Origin of the sequence: Anaeromyxobacter soli, assembly GCF_022808855.1 — a bacterium.
GTDB classification, from domain to species: domain Bacteria; phylum Myxococcota; class Myxococcia; order Myxococcales; family Anaeromyxobacteraceae; genus Anaeromyxobacter; species Anaeromyxobacter soli.
In genome coordinates this window covers 28424-48016 of sequence record NZ_JAKZLF010000027.1, presented here as the reverse complement: position 1 = coordinate 48016, position 19593 = coordinate 28424, and the positions used below count along the sequence as shown (strand labels likewise).

The 19593-nt window shown below is 75.0% G+C and carries 17 protein-coding genes, 2 tRNA genes and 1 other RNA gene; 13 read left to right on the top strand and 7 right to left on the bottom strand.

Features of this window, described 5'->3' with window-relative positions; genetic code table 11:
- Nucleotide 1: 1 nt before the first annotated feature.
- From MLV88_RS17290 to MLV88_RS17280, 3 genes are all read right to left on the bottom strand, one after another.
- On the bottom strand, nt 2–385 hold the full coding sequence (locus MLV88_RS17290; protein ID WP_242341525.1) for a hypothetical protein: 384 nt from the start codon (nt 383–385) through the stop codon (nt 2–4).
- Between the two features lie 89 nt (nt 386–474).
- Nucleotides 475–1947: a sigma-54-dependent transcriptional regulator gene (locus tag MLV88_RS17285; protein ID WP_242356260.1), complete on the bottom strand. Its 1473-nt coding sequence runs from the start codon at nt 1945–1947 to the stop codon at nt 475–477.
- A gap of 86 nt (nt 1948–2033) precedes the next feature.
- A complete protein-coding gene (locus tag MLV88_RS17280; RefSeq protein ID WP_242356258.1) occupies nt 2034–3008 on the bottom strand; it encodes an FHA domain-containing protein in 975 nt (324 codons plus the stop codon).
- A 23-nt stretch (nt 3009–3031) separates the two neighbouring features.
- On the opposite strand from MLV88_RS17280, the gene MLV88_RS17275 reads away from it, so the two are divergent.
- The 3 genes from MLV88_RS17275 to MLV88_RS17265 are packed head-to-tail and all read left to right on the top strand — an operon-like array spanning nt 3032 to nt 7109.
- Entirely contained in the window at nt 3032–4465 is a 1434-nt protein-coding gene (locus tag MLV88_RS17275; RefSeq protein ID WP_277957332.1) for a serine/threonine-protein kinase, read from the top strand.
- Complete coding sequence (locus tag MLV88_RS17270) at nt 4462–5442, top strand: PEGA domain-containing protein (RefSeq protein ID WP_242361609.1); 981 nt, start codon at nt 4462–4464, stop codon at nt 5440–5442. The genes MLV88_RS17275 and MLV88_RS17270 overlap by 4 nt, the downstream gene beginning before the upstream one ends.
- The gene (locus MLV88_RS17265; protein WP_242361611.1) at nt 5442–7109 is read left to right on the top strand and encodes a right-handed parallel beta-helix repeat-containing protein; all 1668 of its coding nucleotides are present in this window, start codon (nt 5442–5444) and stop codon (nt 7107–7109) included. Before MLV88_RS17270 ends, MLV88_RS17265 begins: the two co-directional genes overlap by 1 nt.
- Before the next feature lie 53 nt (nt 7110–7162).
- Here the strand turns inward: MLV88_RS17265 and MLV88_RS17260 are convergent, their stop codons facing one another.
- A complete protein-coding gene (locus tag MLV88_RS17260; RefSeq protein ID WP_242340555.1) occupies nt 7163–7429 on the bottom strand; it encodes a GlsB/YeaQ/YmgE family stress response membrane protein in 267 nt (88 codons plus the stop codon).
- Between the two features lie 148 nt (nt 7430–7577).
- Here MLV88_RS17260 and MLV88_RS17255 point away from each other — a divergent pair, with 148 nt between their 5' ends.
- Nucleotides 7578–7877 (top strand): DUF4398 domain-containing protein, encoded by a 300-nt coding sequence (locus tag MLV88_RS17255; RefSeq protein WP_242340556.1) that lies wholly within the window; start codon nt 7578–7580, stop codon nt 7875–7877.
- Nucleotides 7874–9196: an OmpA family protein gene (locus MLV88_RS17250; protein WP_242340557.1), complete on the top strand. Its 1323-nt coding sequence runs from the start codon at nt 7874–7876 to the stop codon at nt 9194–9196. Before MLV88_RS17255 ends, MLV88_RS17250 begins: the two co-directional genes overlap by 4 nt.
- An 89-nt stretch (nt 9197–9285) precedes the next feature.
- Here the strand turns inward: MLV88_RS17250 and truD are convergent, their stop codons facing one another.
- From truD to MLV88_RS17235, 3 genes are read right to left on the bottom strand one after another with little or no spacing between them, the layout of a single operon-like run.
- Nucleotides 9286–10335 carry a tRNA pseudouridine(13) synthase TruD gene (gene truD / locus MLV88_RS17245; protein WP_242340558.1) on the bottom strand — a complete coding sequence of 350 codons (1050 nt, stop codon included), beginning with the start codon at nt 10333–10335 and terminating at the stop codon, nt 9286–9288.
- Nucleotides 10332–11606, bottom strand: coding sequence for a DUF4388 domain-containing protein (locus MLV88_RS17240; protein WP_242361613.1), 1275 nt, complete (start codon nt 11604–11606; stop codon nt 10332–10334). The genes truD and MLV88_RS17240 overlap by 4 nt, the downstream gene beginning before the upstream one ends.
- A gap of 11 nt (nt 11607–11617) precedes the next feature.
- The gene (locus tag MLV88_RS17235; protein ID WP_242340560.1) at nt 11618–12556 is read right to left on the bottom strand and encodes a DsbA family protein; all 939 of its coding nucleotides are present in this window, start codon (nt 12554–12556) and stop codon (nt 11618–11620) included.
- Nucleotides 12557–12817: 261 nt separating this feature from the next.
- Here MLV88_RS17235 and MLV88_RS17230 point away from each other — a divergent pair, with 261 nt between their 5' ends.
- The 8 genes from MLV88_RS17230 (at nt 12818) to dnaX (ending at nt 19361) form a co-directional block, all read left to right on the top strand.
- Nucleotides 12818–14566, top strand: a complete 1749-nt coding sequence (locus MLV88_RS17230) for a radical SAM protein (RefSeq protein ID WP_242340565.1) — start codon at nt 12818–12820, stop codon at nt 14564–14566.
- Between the two features lie 149 nt (nt 14567–14715).
- On the top strand, nt 14716–15573 hold the full coding sequence (locus tag MLV88_RS17225; RefSeq protein ID WP_242340561.1) for a hypothetical protein: 858 nt from the start codon (nt 14716–14718) through the stop codon (nt 15571–15573).
- 17 nt (nt 15574–15590) lie between these two features.
- Entirely contained in the window at nt 15591–16397 is an 807-nt protein-coding gene (locus MLV88_RS17220; protein WP_242340562.1) for a hypothetical protein, read from the top strand.
- Between the two features lie 57 nt (nt 16398–16454).
- Nucleotides 16455–16907, top strand: a complete 453-nt coding sequence (gene tadA / locus MLV88_RS17215) for a tRNA adenosine(34) deaminase TadA (RefSeq protein ID WP_242340563.1) — start codon at nt 16455–16457, stop codon at nt 16905–16907.
- A gap of 44 nt (nt 16908–16951) precedes the next feature.
- Nucleotides 16952–17039, top strand: a tRNA-Ser gene (locus tag MLV88_RS17210).
- A gap of 251 nt (nt 17040–17290) precedes the next feature.
- A tRNA-Ser gene (locus tag MLV88_RS17205) sits at nt 17291–17380 on the top strand.
- A 65-nt stretch (nt 17381–17445) separates the two neighbouring features.
- An RNA gene (gene ffs / locus MLV88_RS17200) (signal recognition particle sRNA small type) lies at nt 17446–17539 on the top strand.
- Nucleotides 17540–17567: 28 nt separating this feature from the next.
- Nucleotides 17568–19361 carry a DNA polymerase III subunit gamma/tau gene (gene dnaX, locus MLV88_RS17195; RefSeq protein ID WP_243338107.1) on the top strand — a complete coding sequence of 598 codons (1794 nt, stop codon included), beginning with the start codon at nt 17568–17570 and terminating at the stop codon, nt 19359–19361.
- Nucleotides 19362–19593 lie beyond the last annotated feature (232 nt).

The following is a 19593-nucleotide window of genomic DNA, read 5'->3' as shown; positions in this document are numbered from 1 at the left end:
CCTAGAGCTTGCCCGTCATGCCGAGGACGACGTCCACCGCCCGCGACAGGACGCCGGCGAGGAGCGGCAGGCGCAGCACCGCCACGCCCCGCTCGCCCCACGCGGCCGGCTCCTGCGCCTGGCGCGTGCGGATGGCGAGCACCGGCGTCCCCGGGCGGAGCGCGTCGAGCTGGGCGAGGACCGAGTCGATCGCGTGGGGCGGAATCTGCGGGCACGCGATGACGAGCGCGACCGCGAGCTCCCCGATGGCCACGTTCGCCGCTGCCGCGGTCGCGACGCGCAGCAGGCAGACGTCCTCCCGCTGCGAGAGGTCGGCGAACAGGTCGTCGCTCTCCGGCCCGGGACGGGCGAGCACGAGGACGGAGGGCGGCGCTCTCGAGGACACGCCCCCGACGAGAGCAGGAAGCGCGCCAGCCCCGATCTCCGCGAGATCCGCCCGGTTCCGGGCGGATCTCCGGGGCGGCCGCCCAGGGATCATGCCGTTTCGGCATCCTCCCCGTCTTTCGACCACGCGGCGAGCTTCGTGTAGAGCGTGCGCAGGCCGACGCCGAGCGCCCGCGCGGCGCGGGCGCGGGTCCGGAAATGGCGGAGGTTCGCGAGGACGATGCGGCGCTCGGCCTCGGCGAGCGTGCAGCCGATGGGGATCACGATGGTGCCGCCGATGGGGAGCGGCGCGCCACCCGGCGCTGCCCCGTCCGTCGAGGCTCCCGGCACGGCCGCGGCCGGCTCGGGGGCGGCGCGCGCGGGCGCGGGCGCGCGGGCCGCGGGGCGGCGCTCGCGGCGCTCGACGCGCTCCGCCAGGTCGGCGAGCTTCACCACCTCGCCGGGCGCGAGCACGCACGCGCCCTCGACCGCGTTCCGGAGCTCGCGGACGTTGCCCGGCCAGTCGCAGCCGACGAGCCACTCGAGGGCCTCGGGGTCGACCCCCGCGATGCGCCCGCCCGTGCGGCGGTTGAAGTCCGCGATGAACGCGTCCACGAGCGGGGGGATGTCCTCGCGCCGATCGCGCAGGGGCGGGACCACGAGCGTCACGACCTTGAGGCGGTAGTAGAGGTCCTCGCGGAACCGGCCGGCGGCGATCGCCTCCTCGAGATCGCGGTTCGTCGCCGCGATGATGGAGAGATCCACCTTCACCTTGGCGGTGCCGCCGACGCGCCGGAACTCGCTGCGCTCCAGGACGCGCAGGAGCTTCGCCTGCGTCGAGAGATCCATCTCGGCGATCTCGTCGAGGAAGAAGGTGCCGCCGTCGGCGAGCTCGAACAGCCCCTTCTTGCGCTCGTTCGCGCCGGTGAACGCCCCTCGCTCGTGCCCGAAGAGCTCGTTCTCGAGGATGTCGCGCCCGAGCGTGGCGCAGTTCACGGGGACGAAGAGGTGCTGGCGGCGCGGGCCGCGCTCGTGGAGCGCCCGCGCGATGATCTCCTTGCCAGTGCCGCTCTCGCCGAGGAGGAGGACGTTGCTCTTGTAGCGCGAGATTTTGTCGATGGAGTCGTGCAGCCGCCGCATCGCCGCAGAGGTGCCCACGACGCCGAGGAGCCCGGCGGGGAACGGCTCGCGGCGCGGCGGCACGGAGCGCTCGAGCGCGCGGCCGAGGCGCCGGAGCACGGCGTCGGGGTCGAACGGCGGGGCGACGTAGTCCGTGGCCCCGAGCTGCATGGCGTCGACCGCCTCCTGGACCGTCCCGGAGCTGCCGAGCACGATGATCGGCGCCTCGCCGAGCCGCTGCCCGCCGGCGGCGACCACGCGCGCGAGGGCCGGGAGGCCGAGGGACTGGGAGACGTACACCGCCGCGAACGGCGTCTGCTCGAGCGCGTCGAGCGCGTCGCGCTCGGACGTCGCCGCGACCACCGTGAAGCCGGCGTGCGCGAGGACGTCCACGAGCCCCGGCGCACCCACGGGCGCCACGACGAGACAGGCGCTCCCGGCGCCGGGACGAGTGAGCTCTGGCATGGAGAGGACCTTCTACTGCCGAAACGGCACACAATGCAAGAACGGCAGTCGCTCAGCCGTCTTCGGGGCGGGGGCGCAGCCCCCGTTCAATCGTCCCGCACGACCTCGACGGCGGCGCCGTCGAGCTCGCGCTGCGTCACGCCCTCGCCGGCGGCTCCCGCCGCGCCCGGGCCGAGCAGGATCTCGCCGGGTAGCGCCAGGGCGGCGAGCCGCTCGCAGCGGTCCGCCGCCGCGCCGAGCGCCGCGATGTCCGCGCCGGTCGGCCCCATGGCGTTGCCGGCGAGCAGCGGTCCCGCGTCCACGGCGGCGCGGAGGTCGATGCCGCCGAGCCGGCGCACCGCGCCGCGGGCGGTGCGCGCCGCCTGCACGGCGCGGGCGGCGTCGTCGGCCCGCGGTGAGGTCACGCCGAAGAGCGCGAGCACCCCGACCGACGCGAGCCTCCCGACCATCGCGCCCTCGTTCAGCGCCGCCCTCGCGGCGGCGTCGACGGCCGCGCGGACCCGGCCCGCGACGTCGGGCGAGGAGGCGATGCGCACGGCGTGGAGCGACATCCGGAGCACGACGACCGGCCGCACGGCGAGCGTGTGCGGGTCGACTGCGGGCTCGTGGGCCACGGGCTCGCGCGCCGCCAGCACCCGAGCCGAGATCGTCCCCTCCGAGCGGATGGTGTCGCGCTGCGCGTCGGGACGGATGCGCTCCTCGCGCGGAGTGCGCGCCGGCGCCCCCCGGCCGGCCCGCGCCGTGAAGCGGATCTCGGTGCGCCCGAAGCGGACCACCGCGCCGTCGTCGAGCCGCGCCTCGCCGACGCGCTCCTCGCCGACGAAGGTGCCGTTGCGGCTCTCGAGGTCGATCACCCAGACCTCCTCGCCGCGGCGCTCGAACATGGCGTGCATGCTCGAGATCCAGGGGTCGCCGATCTGGAGGTGCGACTCGGGCGAGCGGCCGAGGACGGTCGGGATGTCGGGGAGCACGAAGACGGTCCCCGCGCAGACCCCGTTCATCACGACGATCTCGGACAAGGCCGCTCCCCCGGCGCCGAACTTCCGGCCCGCCGCTTCCATGATACCCTACCCGTGAACGCGTCATGGCCGCCTCGCGCCCACCAGAGGGACCCCGGGAGCGCGACCCGTCCGGAGCGGCGCCGGAACGGATGCTCGGGCGCGTCCTCGGAAATCGATATCGCGTGCTATCCCGCCTCGGCGAAGGGGGCATGGGGACGGTCTACCTGTGCGAGCACACGGTGCTGCAGCGCCGGTTCGCCCTGAAGGTCCTGCGGGCGGATCTCGGCGGCGATCCGGAGCTCGCCGAACGCTTCCGCAACGAGGCGATCGCCGCGAGCCGCATCGGCCAGGAGAACGTGGTCGATGTCGTCGACTTCGGCGGCGAGGACGAGGGCGCGCTCTACTACGTGATGGAGGCGCTCGACGGCCGGAGCCTCGGCGCGATCCTCCGCGAGGAAGGGCCGCTCCCCGTCGAGCGCGCGCTCGCCCTCCTCGAGCAGGTCTGCCGCGCGCTCGGCGCGGCGCACGCCCGCGGGGTGGTCCACCGCGACGTGAAGCCCGAGAACGTGTTCGTGGTGCGTCGCGCGGGCACGAGCGACGAGCAGGTCAAGGTGCTCGACTTCGGCATCTCCCACGTGCCGGCGGCGCCCGGCTGCGAGCGGCTGACGCGTGCCGGCGCGATCATCGGCACGCCGGAGTACATGGCGCCGGAGCAGGCGACGGGCGGGGCGGTGGATCACCGCGCCGACGTGTACGCCGTCGGCGTGCTCGCCTTCGAGATGCTCACCGGCGCGCTGCCCATCGAGGCGCCCACCGAGATCGCGACGCTCGTCGCCGCGCAGACCCAGCTCGCGGATCCGCCGAGCCGGCGCAACTCGGCCGTGCCGCCCGAGGTCGATGCCCTCGTCCTGCGCGCGCTCGCGAAGCGGCCGGAGGACCGGCACCCGACGATGGCCGCCTTCGCCGCGGAGATCGCGCGGCTGCGCGGGGCGCTCGCGACTGCGAGCAGCCTCCGGCACGCGATCGGGACCGCGCGGTCCGACGGCCCGCTCCGCCCCCCAGGCCGACCTCGCGGCGCGAGCCGCTCGCGAGGCGGGACCCTTGCCCTCACCGGGGCGGAGGTCCGCTCGCCCGCCCCACGACTCCGCCGGACGAGGACCCTCGCGGCGGTAGGCGTGGTGGCGGTGCTCGGCGTCGCGCTGGCGGGAGGGTGGTGGCTGATGGGGGAGGGGAGGCGAGGGATCCCGACCGCGATCGCGACCTCGACCCCGACCCCGACCGCGACCGCGACCTCTACCCCGCCATCGCCCTCGACCGTCTCGGCTCCCCTGGACTCCGCTGACCGCGCGCGCGTTCAAGGATCGCTCGCCGTGACCCCCGCGGCGGAGCTCCTGCCCGAGCGCGGCGCCGCGCCGGTCCCCGTCCGCCTCCGCGCGCGCGCTCGCCCGGCACCGGGTGACGTGAAGGATCCCTACGCCGCCGAGGGCAAGGACCTGAAGCCGGACCCCTTCCAATGATCCGCCGCCTCCTCGCCATCCTGCTCCTGCTCGCGGTGCTCGCCCCGCCGGCCGCCGGCCGCGCGGACGAGGTCGCCGACGCGAAGGCTCGGTTCCGCAAGGGCGCCGAGCTGTACCGCGCCCGGCAGTATCGCGAGGCCATCGCGGAGTTCGAGGAGGCGTACCGGCTGAAGCCCGCCGGGGCGATCCACTACAACGTCGCGCAGTGCCGCGAGCGGCTCGGCGAGTGGCCGGCCGCGATCCGCAGCTACAACGACTACCTGCGCGAGGCGCCCGACGCGAACGACCGCGCCGTGGTGCGCGCCGCGGTGAAGAAGCTCGAGGAGCGGCTCGCCGCGACGGGGGCGCAGCCGCTCATCGTGTACTCCGACCCGCCCGGCGCCGAGGTTCGCATCGACGGCCGCGTCCGCGGCGTGACCCCCTTCCACCTCGTGCTGCCGCCGGGCAGCTACGACGTGGCGCTCGCGCTCGCCGGGCACGAGCGGCTCGAGCAGGAGATCGCGATGAGCGCCGGCGCGGCCCAGGTGGTGGACGTGCAGCTCCGCCCCGCCCAGCCGCCGCCGCCCGCCGCGGCGAAGACCGTCTCGCCCGCCGAGCCCGCTCCGCCCCTCGCCAAGACGACCCCGGCGCCGGATCTGGCGGCGCGGCCCGAGGCCGCCCGGACCGCCGCGCGCAGGCCGTCCCTCGGCGTGGGTGCCAGCGCCGCAGCTGCGCAGCCGCGGGAGAAGCGGCGGATCTACACGTGGATCGCGGCGGGCACGGCGGTGGCCGCCGCCGCGACGGGCGGCTACTTCGGCTGGTCCGCGCGGCAGGCGGAGTCCGCCATCGACGGCATGAGCCAGGCGAACGGGGCCGTCGCGACCGGTCACGTCTCGGACGCCACCTCGCGCGCGCACCGCGCCAACACGATGTTCGTCGTGGCGGGCAGCGCCGCCGCGGCCAGCGTCACCCTGTTCTTCGTGGAGAAGAAGTTCTGATGCGCCGCCTCCTCCCGCTCGTCCTCCTCGCGCTCGCGGCCTGCCAGGTCGACGTGGAGGGCGCGCCGTGCCGCGGCCTCGGCCAGGCCACCGAGGACTGTCCCGGAGGCCAGGGCTGCGGGCTCGACCAGAGGTGCAGCAAGCGCGCCGCCGCGTCTTCCTGCGCGCTCTGCACGCCGGACGCGGTCCGCTGCAAGCCCCTCCAGCCCGCGGCGACGGCGCCGGGCGAACCCGGCAAGATCCAGCAGTGCGACGCCACGGGGGATCCCGTGTGCGGCGCGTGGGTGACGCGGACCACGTGCGCCGAGGGCCTCGTGTGCGGGGAGAAGAGCGGCGCCCCGAGCTGCGAGTGTCCGGCGAACGCGGGGGCGCAGTATGTCGTGGCCGCGCCGGGCTCCGTCGACGGAGGCGGCCCGGCACCGACGGGGGCAGACACGCCCGCTCAGTGCCGCTTCCGCTCGCTGACGGAGGCCATCGGCGTCGCCGCCCCGGCCGGCGGCACGGTGATCGCCAAGGGCGGCGCCTCGGGCGAGCACGTCGCATTCGGCAGCGCCACCGGCGAAGTGCTGCCGCTCGACCTCCCCGCCGGCGTGACCCTCACCTCGGACTCCTCCGGCTCGGGCGCGGAGTACGCGATCCTGCTCGACGACGCGGCGGCCACTGCGGCGGTGCGGATGCACGCGGGTGCGACGCTCGCCGGCTTCGCGATCGAGAACGTCGTGGGCGACGCGACGCGCGATGTCGATGCCCTCGAGCTCGCGTGCGACGGCTCGAGCGCGCCGGTGAATCTGCAATCGGTCGCGCTGCGGGGGACGTCCGCGACCGACGACCAGAAGAAGCTCGCGCGTGGGCTGAGCGTGAAGGACACGTGCGGCGTGACCGCCGCCGACGTGGTGATCGCGGGGATGGCGACGGATGCGCTGCACGTCGAGGCGGCGAATCCTGCCGTCACGACCACCTTCCTCCGCGGGGCGCTCCGGCAGAGCGGCCGGGGCGCTCACCTGACGCAGGGCGTCCTGAAGCTCGACGGCGTGACCATCGAGGAGAACGCGGGGATGGGCATCGAGGCCGGGTCGTCCACCAACGACGCCGCCCTCGAGCTCAACGCGGTGAAGGTGCTGCGCAACGACGACACCGGGATCGCGGCGATGAACACGACGCGCCTGTTCATCGTCGACTCGACGATCTTCGGCAACGGCATCGGCGCGTCGGCCACGGTCTGGGGTCCGCCGACCTATGTCAACTCGACGGGCACCACTCGAAAGTGCGGTGGGATCGTGCTCATCGGCGCCCCGCCGCCGGCCGCTGGCGACTTCCGCTTCGAGCGGAACCGGGTCTACGCGAACCGCGGCGACCAGGTGCTCGTGATGCTCTCGTCGAGCGGCCCCTGGCCGCTCGGCGCCACGGCCTGCGGGACGACCAGCACCGACACCACGGTCTTCGGCTGCTACGATCCGAGCTCCTCGGGGTCGATCGTCTCGTACCGCGGACTCGTCGTCATCGACGCGCCCGCCGACGCGAGCAGGATCGCGTGGGGCTCGGGCCAGGTCTTCCCCGCGCAAGCGACGGACTTCAAAGCCTTCGGGGGCTCGGTGTCGCTCGCCGGGACCCCGTGGTACTGCATGCTCCCCGCAGTGCTCGACTGCAGCTCACCCGACCCGAAGTGAACGTTCCGCGGCGCGCCCCCCTCGCCTCGGGGACGCGCCGCGCACGAGCGCCGCTACGCCACGCGCCGGCGCGGGCGCGTCGCGAACCCGGCGATGAGGAGCAGCACCACCGCGCCGATGAGGCTTCCGATGAAGCCGCTCGGGTGGAACCCGGTGCTGTTGCCGCCCGTGAGCGCCGACGCGACGATGCCGCCGATGAGCGAGCCCGCGATGCCGAGCAGCGTCGTCATCACGAGGCCCATCCCCTGCTTGCCCGGGACCACCGCGCGCGCGAGCAGGCCGATGATGAAGCCGAAAACGATCCACGCCAGAATTCCCATGTTCTCCTCCCTCGCCGGCAAGTTAGGGCCGCGCCTCCCGGCCGGGCTCGCCCGTGCGCCCGGAGGCCGGCGGTCCGGGGGACCCTTCCTTGACTCGCCTGCCCCCCGCGGGTAGCGTCGCTCGGCCTTCGCGAAAGGGGTTCCACCCGTGCGGCTCCTCCCCGCCGTCCTGGCGTTCGCAGGCCTCTGCGCCTGCGGTCCGGTGCAGTCGACCGCTTCCCTCATCGACGCCGACGTCGCCGTCGAGGCTGCCCGCGCCGCGGGCGCCCCGAAGACTGCGACCTACGAGTACACGGGGGCCGAGACCTACCTGCACAAGGCGCGGGAGGCGGCCGGGCGCGCCCAGTACGAGGTGTCCGCGGACTACGCGGAGCGGGCGCGCGACCTCGCGCGCGCGGCGCGCGAGAAGGCGTCCGCGGCGACCAACCGGTCGGAGGAGTCGCTGTGAGCCGCCGGGTGGCGGCGGGGCTCGTTCTGGCGCTCGCGACCGGGTGCGCGGCGGGCGGCAAGCTGCGCGCGGACGCCGAGGTCGCCCGCGCCGACATCGCGAAGGCCCGCGCCTCCGGGGCGCTGCAGTGCGCGCCGCGGGACCTGGCGCTCGCCGAGGCGAACGTGGAGTTCGCGGAGCGGGAGACCGCGACCGGCCACGGCGCACGCGCGCGCGAGCACCTCGACGCCTCCGAGGCGAGCGTGAAGCGCGCGCTCGAGCTCTCCCGCGGCTGCGGCCCGACGCAGGTCACGATCGCGAAGCGCGACGAGAAGCCGGCGGTCCGGATCGAGAAGACCGACACGGACAAGGACGGCGTGCCGGACGTCGACGACCGCTGCCCCGAGCTCCCCGGGCGTCCGGAGACGGGCGGCTGCCCCGACGCGGACGGAGACGGCGTGCTCGACGCGGACGACGCGTGCCCGGCGCAACCCGGCCCGAAGGCGTCGCAGGGCTGCCCCGTGGCGAAGGACTCGGACTCCGACGGGGTGCCCGACGACATCGACCGCTGCCCGCTCGATCCCGAGGATCGCGACGGGTTCCAGGACGAGGACGGCTGCCCCGACGCCGACAACGACGGCGACGGCATCGTCGACAAGGCGGACGCGTGCCCCCTCGAGCCGGGCCCCATCGAGGCGCGCGGCTGCCCGGTGAAGGACCGCGACGGCGACGGCGTCACGGACCCCGCCGACGCGTGCCCCGACGTCGCGGGCCTGAAGGTGCTCGCCGGCTGTCCCGACTCCGACTCCGACGGGATCGCCGACGCCGAGGACAAGTGCCCGCAGAAGGCCGGCACGAAGGAGAACGGCGGCTGTCCCGACGCGGACGCGGACGGCGACGGGCTGGCGGACCGGCTCGACAAGTGCCCCGCGCAGTTCGGGCCGCCGCCCGACGGCTGCCCGAAGAAGTACACGCTCGTCGAGGTGCGGCGCGAGAAGATCGACATCAAGCAGCAGGTGCACTTCGCGACCGCGAAGTTCCGCGTGCTGCCCGACTCGTTTCCGCTCCTGAACCAGGTCGTCCAGGTGCTCCGCGACTTCTCGAAGATGCGCATCTCGATCGAGGGCCACACCGACGCGGTCGGCACCGAGGCCGCGAACATGCGGCTCAGCCAGCGCCGCGCCGAGGCGGTGCTCGACTACCTCATCTCGAAGGGCATCTCGCCCGAGCGCATCGAGGCGGTCGGGTACGGTCCGACGAAGCCGATCGCCTCGAACAAGACCGTGACCGGCCGCGCGCGCAACCGGCGCACGGAGTTCCGGATCGTCGCGCTGGAGTAGCGCGCCGGGGCCTCACGCGGGCGGCAGCGCCCGCCGCAGGCCGCCGGCGCGCGCCGCGCGGCAGGGAACGGCCCGGGCGGCGACGGCCGTCAGTCCTCGTCCGCCTCGGGCAGCTCGGCCTCCGCCTTCATGAGCTCGCGCATGACCACCGTCGCGTAGGAGCCCTTCGGCAGCTCGAACGTCGCGAGGTAGCCGTCGTCGAGCGGCGCGAGGGAGACGTCGACCCGCAGCCGCGCCGCCCGGCGCGTCCCCTCCGCCTCGCCGCCGCCGCGCGCGAAGTCCTGGAGCGTGATGCCCTCCGCGGCGAGGAGCCGCTCCTCGCGCCGGAGCGCCTCGCCCTCGGCGGCCCGCAGCTTGTGGCCGAACATCGGCCCCGCGGGAGAGATCTCGAAGCGCTCGACGCGTGGGCCGTCCACCGCGGGGTCGGCGCAGTTGAAGAGCCCGCCGGTGTCGAGCTTCTTCAGGACGTCTCCCGCCATGGCGGTCGCGAACAGGCCGTCCGCCATCCGCTCCGCGAGCCAGCGGTTGAAGAGCAGGGCCTGGTAGGCCGAGATCGAGAGCCGGCGCATGAAGCGATCGCGCGCGGCGCGGCGCGCCTCGGGCGAGCCGTCGCCGAGGAGGAGGGCGCGGCCCACCGCCGCGTTCCGGCCCTCCGTCCCGAACCGCTGCGGCCCGAAGAAGTTCGCGAGCCCCCGCGCCGCGAGCGCGGCCGCGGCTCCCTGCGCGCGCGCGAGGTCGCCGCCGCGGACCGCGAGCTGGAAGCGGTTCGCGCGGACGTGCCCGGCCCGGAGCTTGTTCGCGTGGCGGGACACCTCGAGCACGCGGAGCCCGTCCGACTCGAGCGCGCGCGGGTCGGGGTCGCGCGCCACCGGGAACGACAGCCACTGCGTCGTGACCGCGTCCTTGTCCTTGAGCCCCGCGTAGCCGGCGTCCCGCTCCGGCACGCCGAGCGCGCGCGCGAGCGCGCGGAGTGCGTCGCGGGTGGTGCGGCCGCGCTTCTCGACGCGCACGTAGAGGTGCGGGCCGGCGCCGGACGGGAGGTAGGCGGGGACCTCGTCGACGCGGAAGTCCTCGGGCGCCCGGCGGAGCGCGCCGCCCGAGCCGGGCAGCTCCGCGGTGACGAGCGGCGTCTCGGTCACGCGAGCTCCTCGAGCTGCCAGAGCTTGCGCTTCACGGTCTCGCCGAGCGCGTCGTCGGTGGCCCGGTCGATCCGCTCGCCCGCGAGGTACAGGTAGAAGAAGAGCAGCTCGCGGAGGGCGTGGAGGAGGAGGGTGGTCCGCTCGCCGCCCGGCGCGAGCCCGGCGACGACGCCGGCGGGGAGCGCGCCCAGGTTGCCGAGCAGGGCCTCGCCCTCGAGCGCGCCGTCGGCGGCGGGCCCGAGGCGAGCCCAGAGCGGCGCGAACGGGCCGGCGGTGTCGGTGAGGTAGCCCCGCACCGACTCGAGCAGCGCGGCGCGGCCCGAGGCGGGCACCGCCGCCACCGTCGCGCGGAGGAGGTCGTTCATCCCCTCCGCGAGCGCCTCCAAGCGCGCCGCGGGGTCGACGTTCGCCGCGGGCTCGGCGACCGTCTCCACGTAGCCGGCCTCGGCGAGGTGGTAGAGGATCTTCGTCGCGTCGAACTCGCTCGCGTGCGCGGCGGTCGCGATCTCCCCGACCGTGCGCCGCCCGTCCACGAGCCCGAGGAGCGTCTGCTCGAGCGGCTTCAGCGTGATGGGCCGGCGCGGCTCGCGGCGCCGGAGGAACGCGTGGGGCCCCGGGATGCGCGCGCGGAAGAGGCTCAGCTCGTCGATGCGCCGGATGCCGTCCATGAGGAGCGACTGCGTGTTCACGGACAGCGCGGCGCCCGGACGCTCCGGGTCGTCCTCGTCGACGAGGAAGAAGGTGCCGGACGGCGTGAGCAGGATCGCGTGGAAGACCTCGGTCACCTGCTCGTGGAAGCACTTCCACAGATCGCTCGCGGACACGAACCCGAGCTCGACGAGCGCCTTCCCGAGCGGACGGCCGCCCGCGGCCGCCTTCGCGATCTGGGCCTCGGTGGCGTAGCCGAGCCGCACCGCGACCTCGCCGATCCGCTCGCCCGGCGCGGTCGACTGCGCCCCGCGCACCTCCCCGTCCTTGAACGCGACCGAGCGCTCCGCGCCGCTCGAGGCGACGGTGAGGACGCCCGAGAGGCGCGACTGGTGGATGAAGGCGACGAAGTCGCCGATTGGGAAGCCGGAGAGGTCGCCCGCGAGGATGCAGCGCGGCTGCGCGGCGGGGCCGCCCGCGGCGGGCGTGCGGCGCGCGACCAGGAGATCCGGCGCCGCGGGCAGGAGCAGGAACCGGCCGGCGCGGTCGGCGAGGGCGCGGCGGGTGTCGTCGGAGTGCGCGACGAGCCGGCCGTGCGCGTCGAGGTCGAAGACGAGGGGCATGAGCGGGTCCGCTAGTCGTGCGCCCAGCCGCGGTGCTGCAACCACTCCTCCTCGTCGCGGAGGGACTGCTCGAGCCCTTCCTCGGACAGATCCGTGAGGAGGCGGCCGTTCATGAAGACCGTGGGCGTGCCCCTCAGGCCGGCGTCGCGCGCCTCCGCCTGCGACGCCTCGATCCGCGCGCGGTAGCGGCCGTCGGCGATGGCCGCGCGCAGGTCTTCCGCGTCGCCGCCGAGCGCGCTGGCCTGATCGGCGAGGCCGTCGACGTCGAGGGCGTGCTCCGCCCCGAAGATCCGGTCGTGCATCGGCCAGAACAGGCCCTTCTCGCGGGCCCACTCGCCCGCCTGCGCCGCCTCGGCGGCGTAGGGGTGGCTCTCGATGGGGTACGGCTTGTAGAAGAGCTTCACGCGGCCGGCGTGCCGCTCGACGAACGCCTCGAGCTGCGGGCGGACCGCGCGGCAGTAGGGGCAGGTGAAGTCGGAGAACTCGACCAGGGCGATGGGCGCGGCGGACTCCCCGAGCGCCGGGCCGAAGTCCGCGACGGTGAGCTTCGCGCGCCGGTCGAACGCCGCGTAGTAGGCGGTCACCTGGCGGAGGATGTCCGCCTTGGTGGCGCCGCCGCGCGCGAGCCGGACGGCCTGGCTCGCCATCCGCGGCGCGTGGGCGCAGCTCTCGTGCTCGTGGAGGCAGCTCGACACGGTGTGCGGGCAGCCGCAGTAGCAGAACTCGTCGAGCGCGAACTCGGCCACCGCCCGCTGCTGCTCGGGCGAGAGCCCCTCCAGATCGACGCCGGGCAGGACGGCCTTCGGATCGTCGGCGTTGGCGGGCGCCGTGGACGTGGCGGGCGCCCCGGCTGCGGCCGCGCCGGGGCGGCTCTGGGAGCGGGCGGCGCAGGCGGAGATCGCGGCGGCGGCCGCGAGCGCGGCGAGGAGGGGGATCGGTCGAGCGCGCATCGGAGCTCCCGCGGGAGGTGAGGACCGGATCTCTGTACCCCGCGCCGCCCGGCCCGGCAAGCGGGCGCCGGGGCACCTGCGCGCCATGACGCAGCGTGAAAGACCGTGCCCTAGAGCCGCCGAGCTCGCGCGAAGGCGCCCGCCTCGCGCCCGCGCCGCGGACCCACGCCGGGGCGGCGCTCGCCCGCTCGCGGGGGATCCTGGGCCGTTTGAGGGTGCGGCCCGTCCGTGCTCTCCTTACAGAGGACGGCCTTGGAACACGTGCACGCGCCGATGGAGCGGGGAGCGATCCGCAAGGAGCCGGGCGGGAAGCTCGGCGTGGCCCTCGTCTACCCGAACGCCTACCGGCTCGGGATGGCGAACCTCGGGCTCCACGCCGTCTACCGCCTCCTGAACGACGATCCGCGGACCCTCTGCGAGCGCGCGTTCCTGCCGGACGCGGCGGGGGAGGAGCCGCGCACGGTCGAGTCCGGGCGGCCGCTCCGCGACTTCGACGTCGTGGCCTTCTCGCTCTCGTTCGAGGAGGACTACGGCCACGTCCTCGAGATCCTCGACCGATCCGGCCTGCCGCTGCGGAGCGAGGACCGCGGGGAGGGGTTCCCGCTGGTGGTCGCGGGGGGCATCGCCGTCCAGATCAACCCCGAGCCGGTCGCGCCGTTCTTCGACGCCTTCCTCGTCGGTGAGGGCGAGGAGCTCGTCCCGCCGTTCCTCGCGCTCGCCCGCGAGGCGGTCGCCGCCGGTCTGCCGCGCGACGCGCTGCTCCGGCGCCTCGCCGCGCTCGCCGGGTCGTACGTCCCGGCGCTCTACGACGTGGCGTACTCCGACACCCGCGCTCCGCAGGGTGCGTGGGTGACGCGCTTCGCCCCGAGCGGCGGCGCCCCCGAGCGCGTCCTGCGCGCCTACGTCCCGGACCTGCGCGGCAAGCCCACCTCGCGCGTCGTGGACTCGCCCGACGCGCAGTTCGGCGACCTGTTCCTCACCGAGGTCGCGCGCGGCTGCCTGTGGGGCTGCCGCTTCTGCGCGGCGGGGTTCGTCCAGCGCCCCTACCGCGAGGTGGACTTCGAGACCTTGCGCGCCGAGGCGCGCAAGGGCGTCGAGCGCGGGCTCCGGCTCGGCCTCGTCGGCCCCGACACGTCCGACTACACCGGGCTCGACCCGCTCACCTGCTACATCGGCGAGCTCGGCGGGACCTTCAGCCCCTCGTCCCTCCGCGTGGACGCGATCACGCCGGAGCTGTCCGGGCGGATGGCGGCGGGCGGCGAGCGGTCGATCACGATCGCGCCCGAGGCGGGCACCGAGCGGATGCGGCGCGTCATCAACAAGGACTTCACCGACGACCAGATCGTGCAGGCCGCCGAGCACGCCCTCGGGCAGGGCATGCAGCACGTGAAGATGTACTTCATGTGCGGCCTGCCGACCGAGACGGACGACGACGTCCTCGGCATGGCGCGCATCGCGGTCCGGATCCGCGAGGAGGTGATGCTCCCCTGGGCCCGCAAGCGCGGGCGCATGGGGCGCATCTCGCTCTCGGTGAACCCGTTCGTGCCGAAGCCGTGGACGCCGTTCCAGTGGCTCCCCATGCACGAGCGCGGCTGCCTGGAGGAGAAGCGGCGCCTGCTCGAGAAGACGCTCCGGCCGAAGGGGATCGACGTCGAGTTCTTCAGCCCGCGCGAGGCCTACGTCCAGACGCTCATGTCGCGCGGCGACCGGCGCTGCGCGGACCTCCTCGAGCTCGCCCACCGCGAGGAGGGCGGCGACCTGCGCAAGGCCCTCCGCCGCTGGCCGCACGATCCCGACTTCTTCGTGCTCCGCGAGGCGGGCGTGGACGAGCGGCTGCCGTGGGACTTCCTCGACCAGGGGCTCACGAAGACCTTCCTCGCCCGCGAGCTCCGCCGCGGCGTGGGCTCGAGGCTCACGCCCAAGTGCGCGGTGGAGACCTGCCGCGCCTGCGGCCTCGCCTGCGCGGACCACCCCGAGCTGAAGCCGGGGGCGCTGCCGGTCGTCGGCTGACGCCGGCCCGGCGCCGGGGACCACTCCCGCGCACATCGGCGGAGAAGGGCGGTGCGGCGCGCCGTCCCAGCGGCCGGCAAGTCGCTCGCCCGCCTGCCCGTTTGGTACAGTCCCCGCGTCCGTGCGGCTCGCGGACGGGAGGGGTCACGATGCGGGAGCGAGACCGGGTGCGCGTGCGCGCCGCCGTGGCGGCGCTGGCGCTCGTCTGCGGCGTCCCCGCGGCGGCGCAGAGCGTCCCCGTGCAGCTTTACCCCGTCGACGGCTCCGCCGACGCGCGCGCGCTCGTCGAGTCCGCCTTCCTGCGCCTCCCCGGGCGGACCCGCGCGTTCGTCGCGGCCAAGAAGCTCACGGTCGGCCGCATCTGCGGCCTCCGCCCCGCGCCCGAGTGTCTCGGCCGTCTCGCGGGCGAGGGCGTCGTGGTGACCGGCAGCGCGCGCGAGTCCGGCGGCGTGCTCGTCTTCTCGCTCCAGGCGGTGGACGGGACGGGGAGGGCCTTCGGCCCGGTCCGTGTCGGCGTGGACGCGTTCGTCTCCAACGCCGAGCCGGTCGCCAAGGCGCTCCTGGACCTCGAGGCGCTCGTCCTCTCCGGCGCGCCTGCCATCGCCGCCGGCCCGACCCCGGCGCGCGCCAAGCCCATGAAGGCCTCGGCGGCGGCCACCGCGCAGCTCGCGCTCAAGCCCGAGGCCGGCCCGCCGCCGGGCGCGTGGATGCGGCCCGCGGGCAAGGGCCTCGTCGGCACTGCCGCGGTGCTCGTCGCGGCCAGCGCCGTGACCGCCTACTTCGGCAAGCGAGAGGCGGACGTGCTCGACGAGAAGTACCGCAGCGCGGCCCTCGGCTGGTCCGACCAGGCGGCATACGACCGCGTCGATCGGCTCGGAGCCGCCACGAAGGTGCTGCTCGTCGCGGGGGGCGTCGCGGCGGCGACCGGCACCGCGATGTGGACCTTCGCGCCCACGCTCTCCCCCGAGCACGGCGGCGCCAGCGTCGGCGTGTCGGGCCGGTTCTAGCGAGGAAGATCGCCCCTATGAACCGCCGACTCCTCGCGCTCGTCCCCCTCCTGCTCCTCGCCGCCTGCCAGCTCGAGCCGGGAGGCCGCTGCAGCCGCGACCCCGACTGCCTCGCCGGCCAGCACTGCTCCGGCGACCTCTGCGTCGCGGACCTGAACGCCGGCGACGTGGGGGCCCTCTGCAGGGTGGAGCGCGACTGCGCGGCGTGGGCCTCCTGCTCGAGCGGCCGGTGCGCCCTCGCGGCCGGCGCCTGCCTGGGCAACGCCGACTGTGGCTCCTGGAACAGCTGCACCGAGCACGCGTGCGTGCCGCTCCCCGGGCGCTGCAGCGGCGAGGGGGACTGCGCGTCGTGGCAGCGGTGCCCCGCGGGCGTGAACCGGTGCATCCCGGATCCGGGGCGCTGCGGGCAGGACCTCGACTGCAAGCTGTGGCAGGCCTGCGACCTCGCGACGAACACCTGCGGGATCCGGTTCGGCGCCTGCGGCTCCGACCTGGACTGCCCGACGTGGCAGCACTGCGACCTCGCCTCGGGGTCGGCGACGCTGAACCTGTGCCTGCCGGACGCCGGCATGTGCGGGGGCGACGCGGACTGCGCGACGTGGCAGCACTGCGATCTGGCGTCGGGCTCGCCGACGCTGAACGCGTGCGTGCCGGACGCCGGCATGTGCGGGGCCGACGCGGACTGCGACATCACCTGGCAGCGCTGCGACCTGGCGACGAACACGTGCGCGACCGCGGCGGGCCACTGCGCGGTGGACGCCGACTGCACCGCGCCTGCGCTCTGCGGCGCCGGACACGTCTGCGCCGCGCCGGTCACGCCGTAGTTCGCGCGCCCGCGGCCGCTCCGGGTTACCCTCCCGCGGGTGACGCCCGAGGAAGCCATGCAGGAGGCGCTCGCGCTCGCCCGCGCTGCGGCGGAGCGCGGCGAGGTGCCGGTCGGCGCGGTCGCGGTGCTCGACGGGCGGATCGTCGGCCGGGGCGCGAACGCGCGCGAGGCGGCCCACGACCCGACCGCGCACGCGGAGCTCCTCGCCATCCAGGAGGCGGCCCGCACCCTCGGGCGCTGGCGCCTGACCGGCGTCACGCTCTACGTGACCCTCGAGCCCTGCGCGATGTGCGCGGGTGCCATGGTCCTCGGCCGCATCGAGCGGCTCGTCTACGGGGCGAGCGATCCCAAGGCCGGCGCCGTCGGGTCCTTGATGGACCTCTCGGCCGATCCGCGCCTGAACCACCGCTTCCCGGTGGAGCGTGGCCTCATGGCCGAGGAGGCCGGCGAACTCCTGCGTACCTTCTTCCGCGCCAGGCGCTCGAACGGAAACGGGCAGACCACGTAGGTTGCCGCTTGGCACGCGGCCGGAGATCGGTTACATCCGCCGGCGGAGAGCTGGCCGAGCTGGTCGAAGGCGCCTGACTCGAAATCAGGTGTACCGGCAACGGTACCGGGGGTTCGAATCCCTCGCTCTCCGCACTTTTGCCCGCAGGCTATGCAGTTACCGGTCGAAGCACGCACCGGGAACGGCGGACGTCGGCAGGCGAGTCGTTCAAGCGAGGAACGGACTCCAGGTTCCCTCCTCGCGGAGTAACGCGAAGATTGAAGCCCCTGAGCGAGCGCAGGTGCAGCCGGCTGAGGCTGCACCGGAGCGAGCAGGGGGTCTGGGGGAGCGCAGGTTCCCCCTGGCGAAGCCAAAGGGGGAACCGAGTATCCCCCAGTAGATCCGGAGAGGTGACCGAGCGGCTGAAGGTGCACGACTGGAAATCGTGTGTACCGGGAACGGTACCGTGGGTTCAAATCCCACCCTCTCCGCCAGCGCTGCAGCTCCCTTCTCGTTAGATGAAGGGGCCGCACCGGCGGCAAGGCCGGCTGAGCCGGCCCAGAATCCTCGGGCGACGTGGGGGTTGCCAAACCCCGCCAGGCCCGGAAGGGAGCAACGGTAGGTGGTCCTCCGTGCGCCCGGGGATTGTGGGCCGGCTCGTTTGTTTCGATCGGCGGTCGAATGAACTACCTCGTCCTCGCCCGCAAGTACCGCCCGCAGCAGTTCGGGGAGATGTCCGGCCAGCAGCACGTGGTCCGGACGCTCTCCAACGCGCTCAAGACCGGCCAGCTCGCGCACGCCTTCCTGTTCACCGGTCCGCGCGGCGTGGGCAAGACGACGACCGCCCGCCTGGTCGCGAAGGCGCTCAACTGCGAGAAGGGCCCGACCGCCGATCCGTGCGGCGTCTGCACGCCGTGCGTCGAGATCGCCGAGGGGCGCGCCGTCGACGTGGTGGAGATCGACGCCGCCTCGAACAACGGCGTCGACAACGTCCGCGACATCGTCGAGGCGGTGAAGTACCGGCCCGCGCGCGACCGCTACAAGGTCTTCGTGGTGGACGAGGTCCACATGCTCTCCACGGGCGCGTTCAACGCGCTCCTGAAGACGCTCGAGGAGCCGCCGGAGCACGTGAAGTTCGTGCTCGCCACGACCGACGTCCACAAGGTCCCGGAGACGATCCTCTCCCGCTGCCAGCGGTTCGACTTCCGCCGGCTCACGCTCCAGCAGATCGCCGACCAGCTCGCGAAGGTCGCCGAGGCGGAGGGGATGCGCCTCTCGCCCGCGGCGCTCGCGCTCGTTGCGCGGCAGGCCGAGGGCGGGATGCGCGACGCGCTCTCGCTGCTCGACCAGGTCCGCGCCGCGGCGGGCGACACGCCGGACGAGGCAGCCGTCGCCGAGGCGCTCGGCGCCGTCGACGCGGCGGCCGTCTCTCGGATCTGCGGCGCGCTCGTCCGGCGCGACGGCGGCGCGATGCTCGTCGAGCTCGAGGCGCTCCACGCGCGCGGCCTCGAGATGAAGCGCGTCGCCGAGGAGATCGTGCGGCACCTGCGGAACGTGGTGGTCGCGAAGCTCGTCCCGTCGGCGCCGATGGACCTCCCGGACGGCGAGCTCGCGGAGATCCGCGCCCAGGGCGCGGCCGTGGACGCGGCGCAGCTCACGCGGCTGTTCGATCTCGCCCAGCGCGCCGTCGTGGACGTGAAGCTCGCCGAGCAGCCGCGCTACGCGCTCGAGGTGGCCCTCCTCGCGGGCGTGTTCCTCGCCCCGGGCGCGCAGGTGTCGGAGCTCGTGGCGCGGCTCGAGGCCCTCGCCCGCGGCGCGCCGCCGCCACCGCGCGCCGGCCCCGCGCCGCTCCCGCCGCCGCCGGCGGCCGGAAGTGCGGGCGGCGCCGCTCCGCGGGAGCTCGCGAGCTTCGGCACGCCGGGCTGCGCCGCCGGGTCCGAGCCCGCCGCCTGGCGGCCCTTGCCGGGCCCGGTCACGGCGCCCGCCGAGGCCCCCACCCCGGCGGCGACCGCCCCCGCGAGCCCGGCCGCAGCCTCGGCCGCCTACGGCTCCGACGCGGAGCGCTGGCGCGCGGCGGTGGACGAGGTGGAGAAGGTGAGCCCGGTCGCCGCGCCGATGCTGAAGCAGGCGGCGCTCCGCGGCATCCGCGACGGCGAGGTCGCCATCGTCATGCCGACGGACTTCCTCGCGAAGAGCGTCGAGCGTCGCCGCGCCGAGGTGGAGGAGGTGCTGGCGCGCTTCCTCGGCGGCCCCGCGCGGCTCGCGATCTCGGTCGGCGCGGTGCCCGCCGACGCGCCGCAGGCCGCGCCGGACGCGCGCGCCCCGGCGCCGCCCCCCGCGTCGATCGCCGCGGCCGAGGCCGCCGAGCGCCAGGCGCGCAGCGCGAGCGTCCGTGAAGCCGCCCGGAACCACCCCAACATCCGCGAGGCCGCGCGCATCCTCGAGGGCGGCATCGAGAAGATCGAGGAGCTCTGAACGGCCGATCATGATTCGCGAACAGGCGAGCAAAGCGAGCCCGCCGGGGCGACGCAGCGGAAGCGGCGAAGCCGCTCGCGGCGGCGCACGGGACCCGGCGAGCAGGGGTGGGGCCCCGACGAGCTTCGCTCGGCGGGGCGGGGGCGCAGCCCCCGTTCTAACATCGCTGAACGACGGCGTGGGTGGGGGGAACCCCAGGGGTATCGACCAACAACACCCCGGGTTGGGGGGC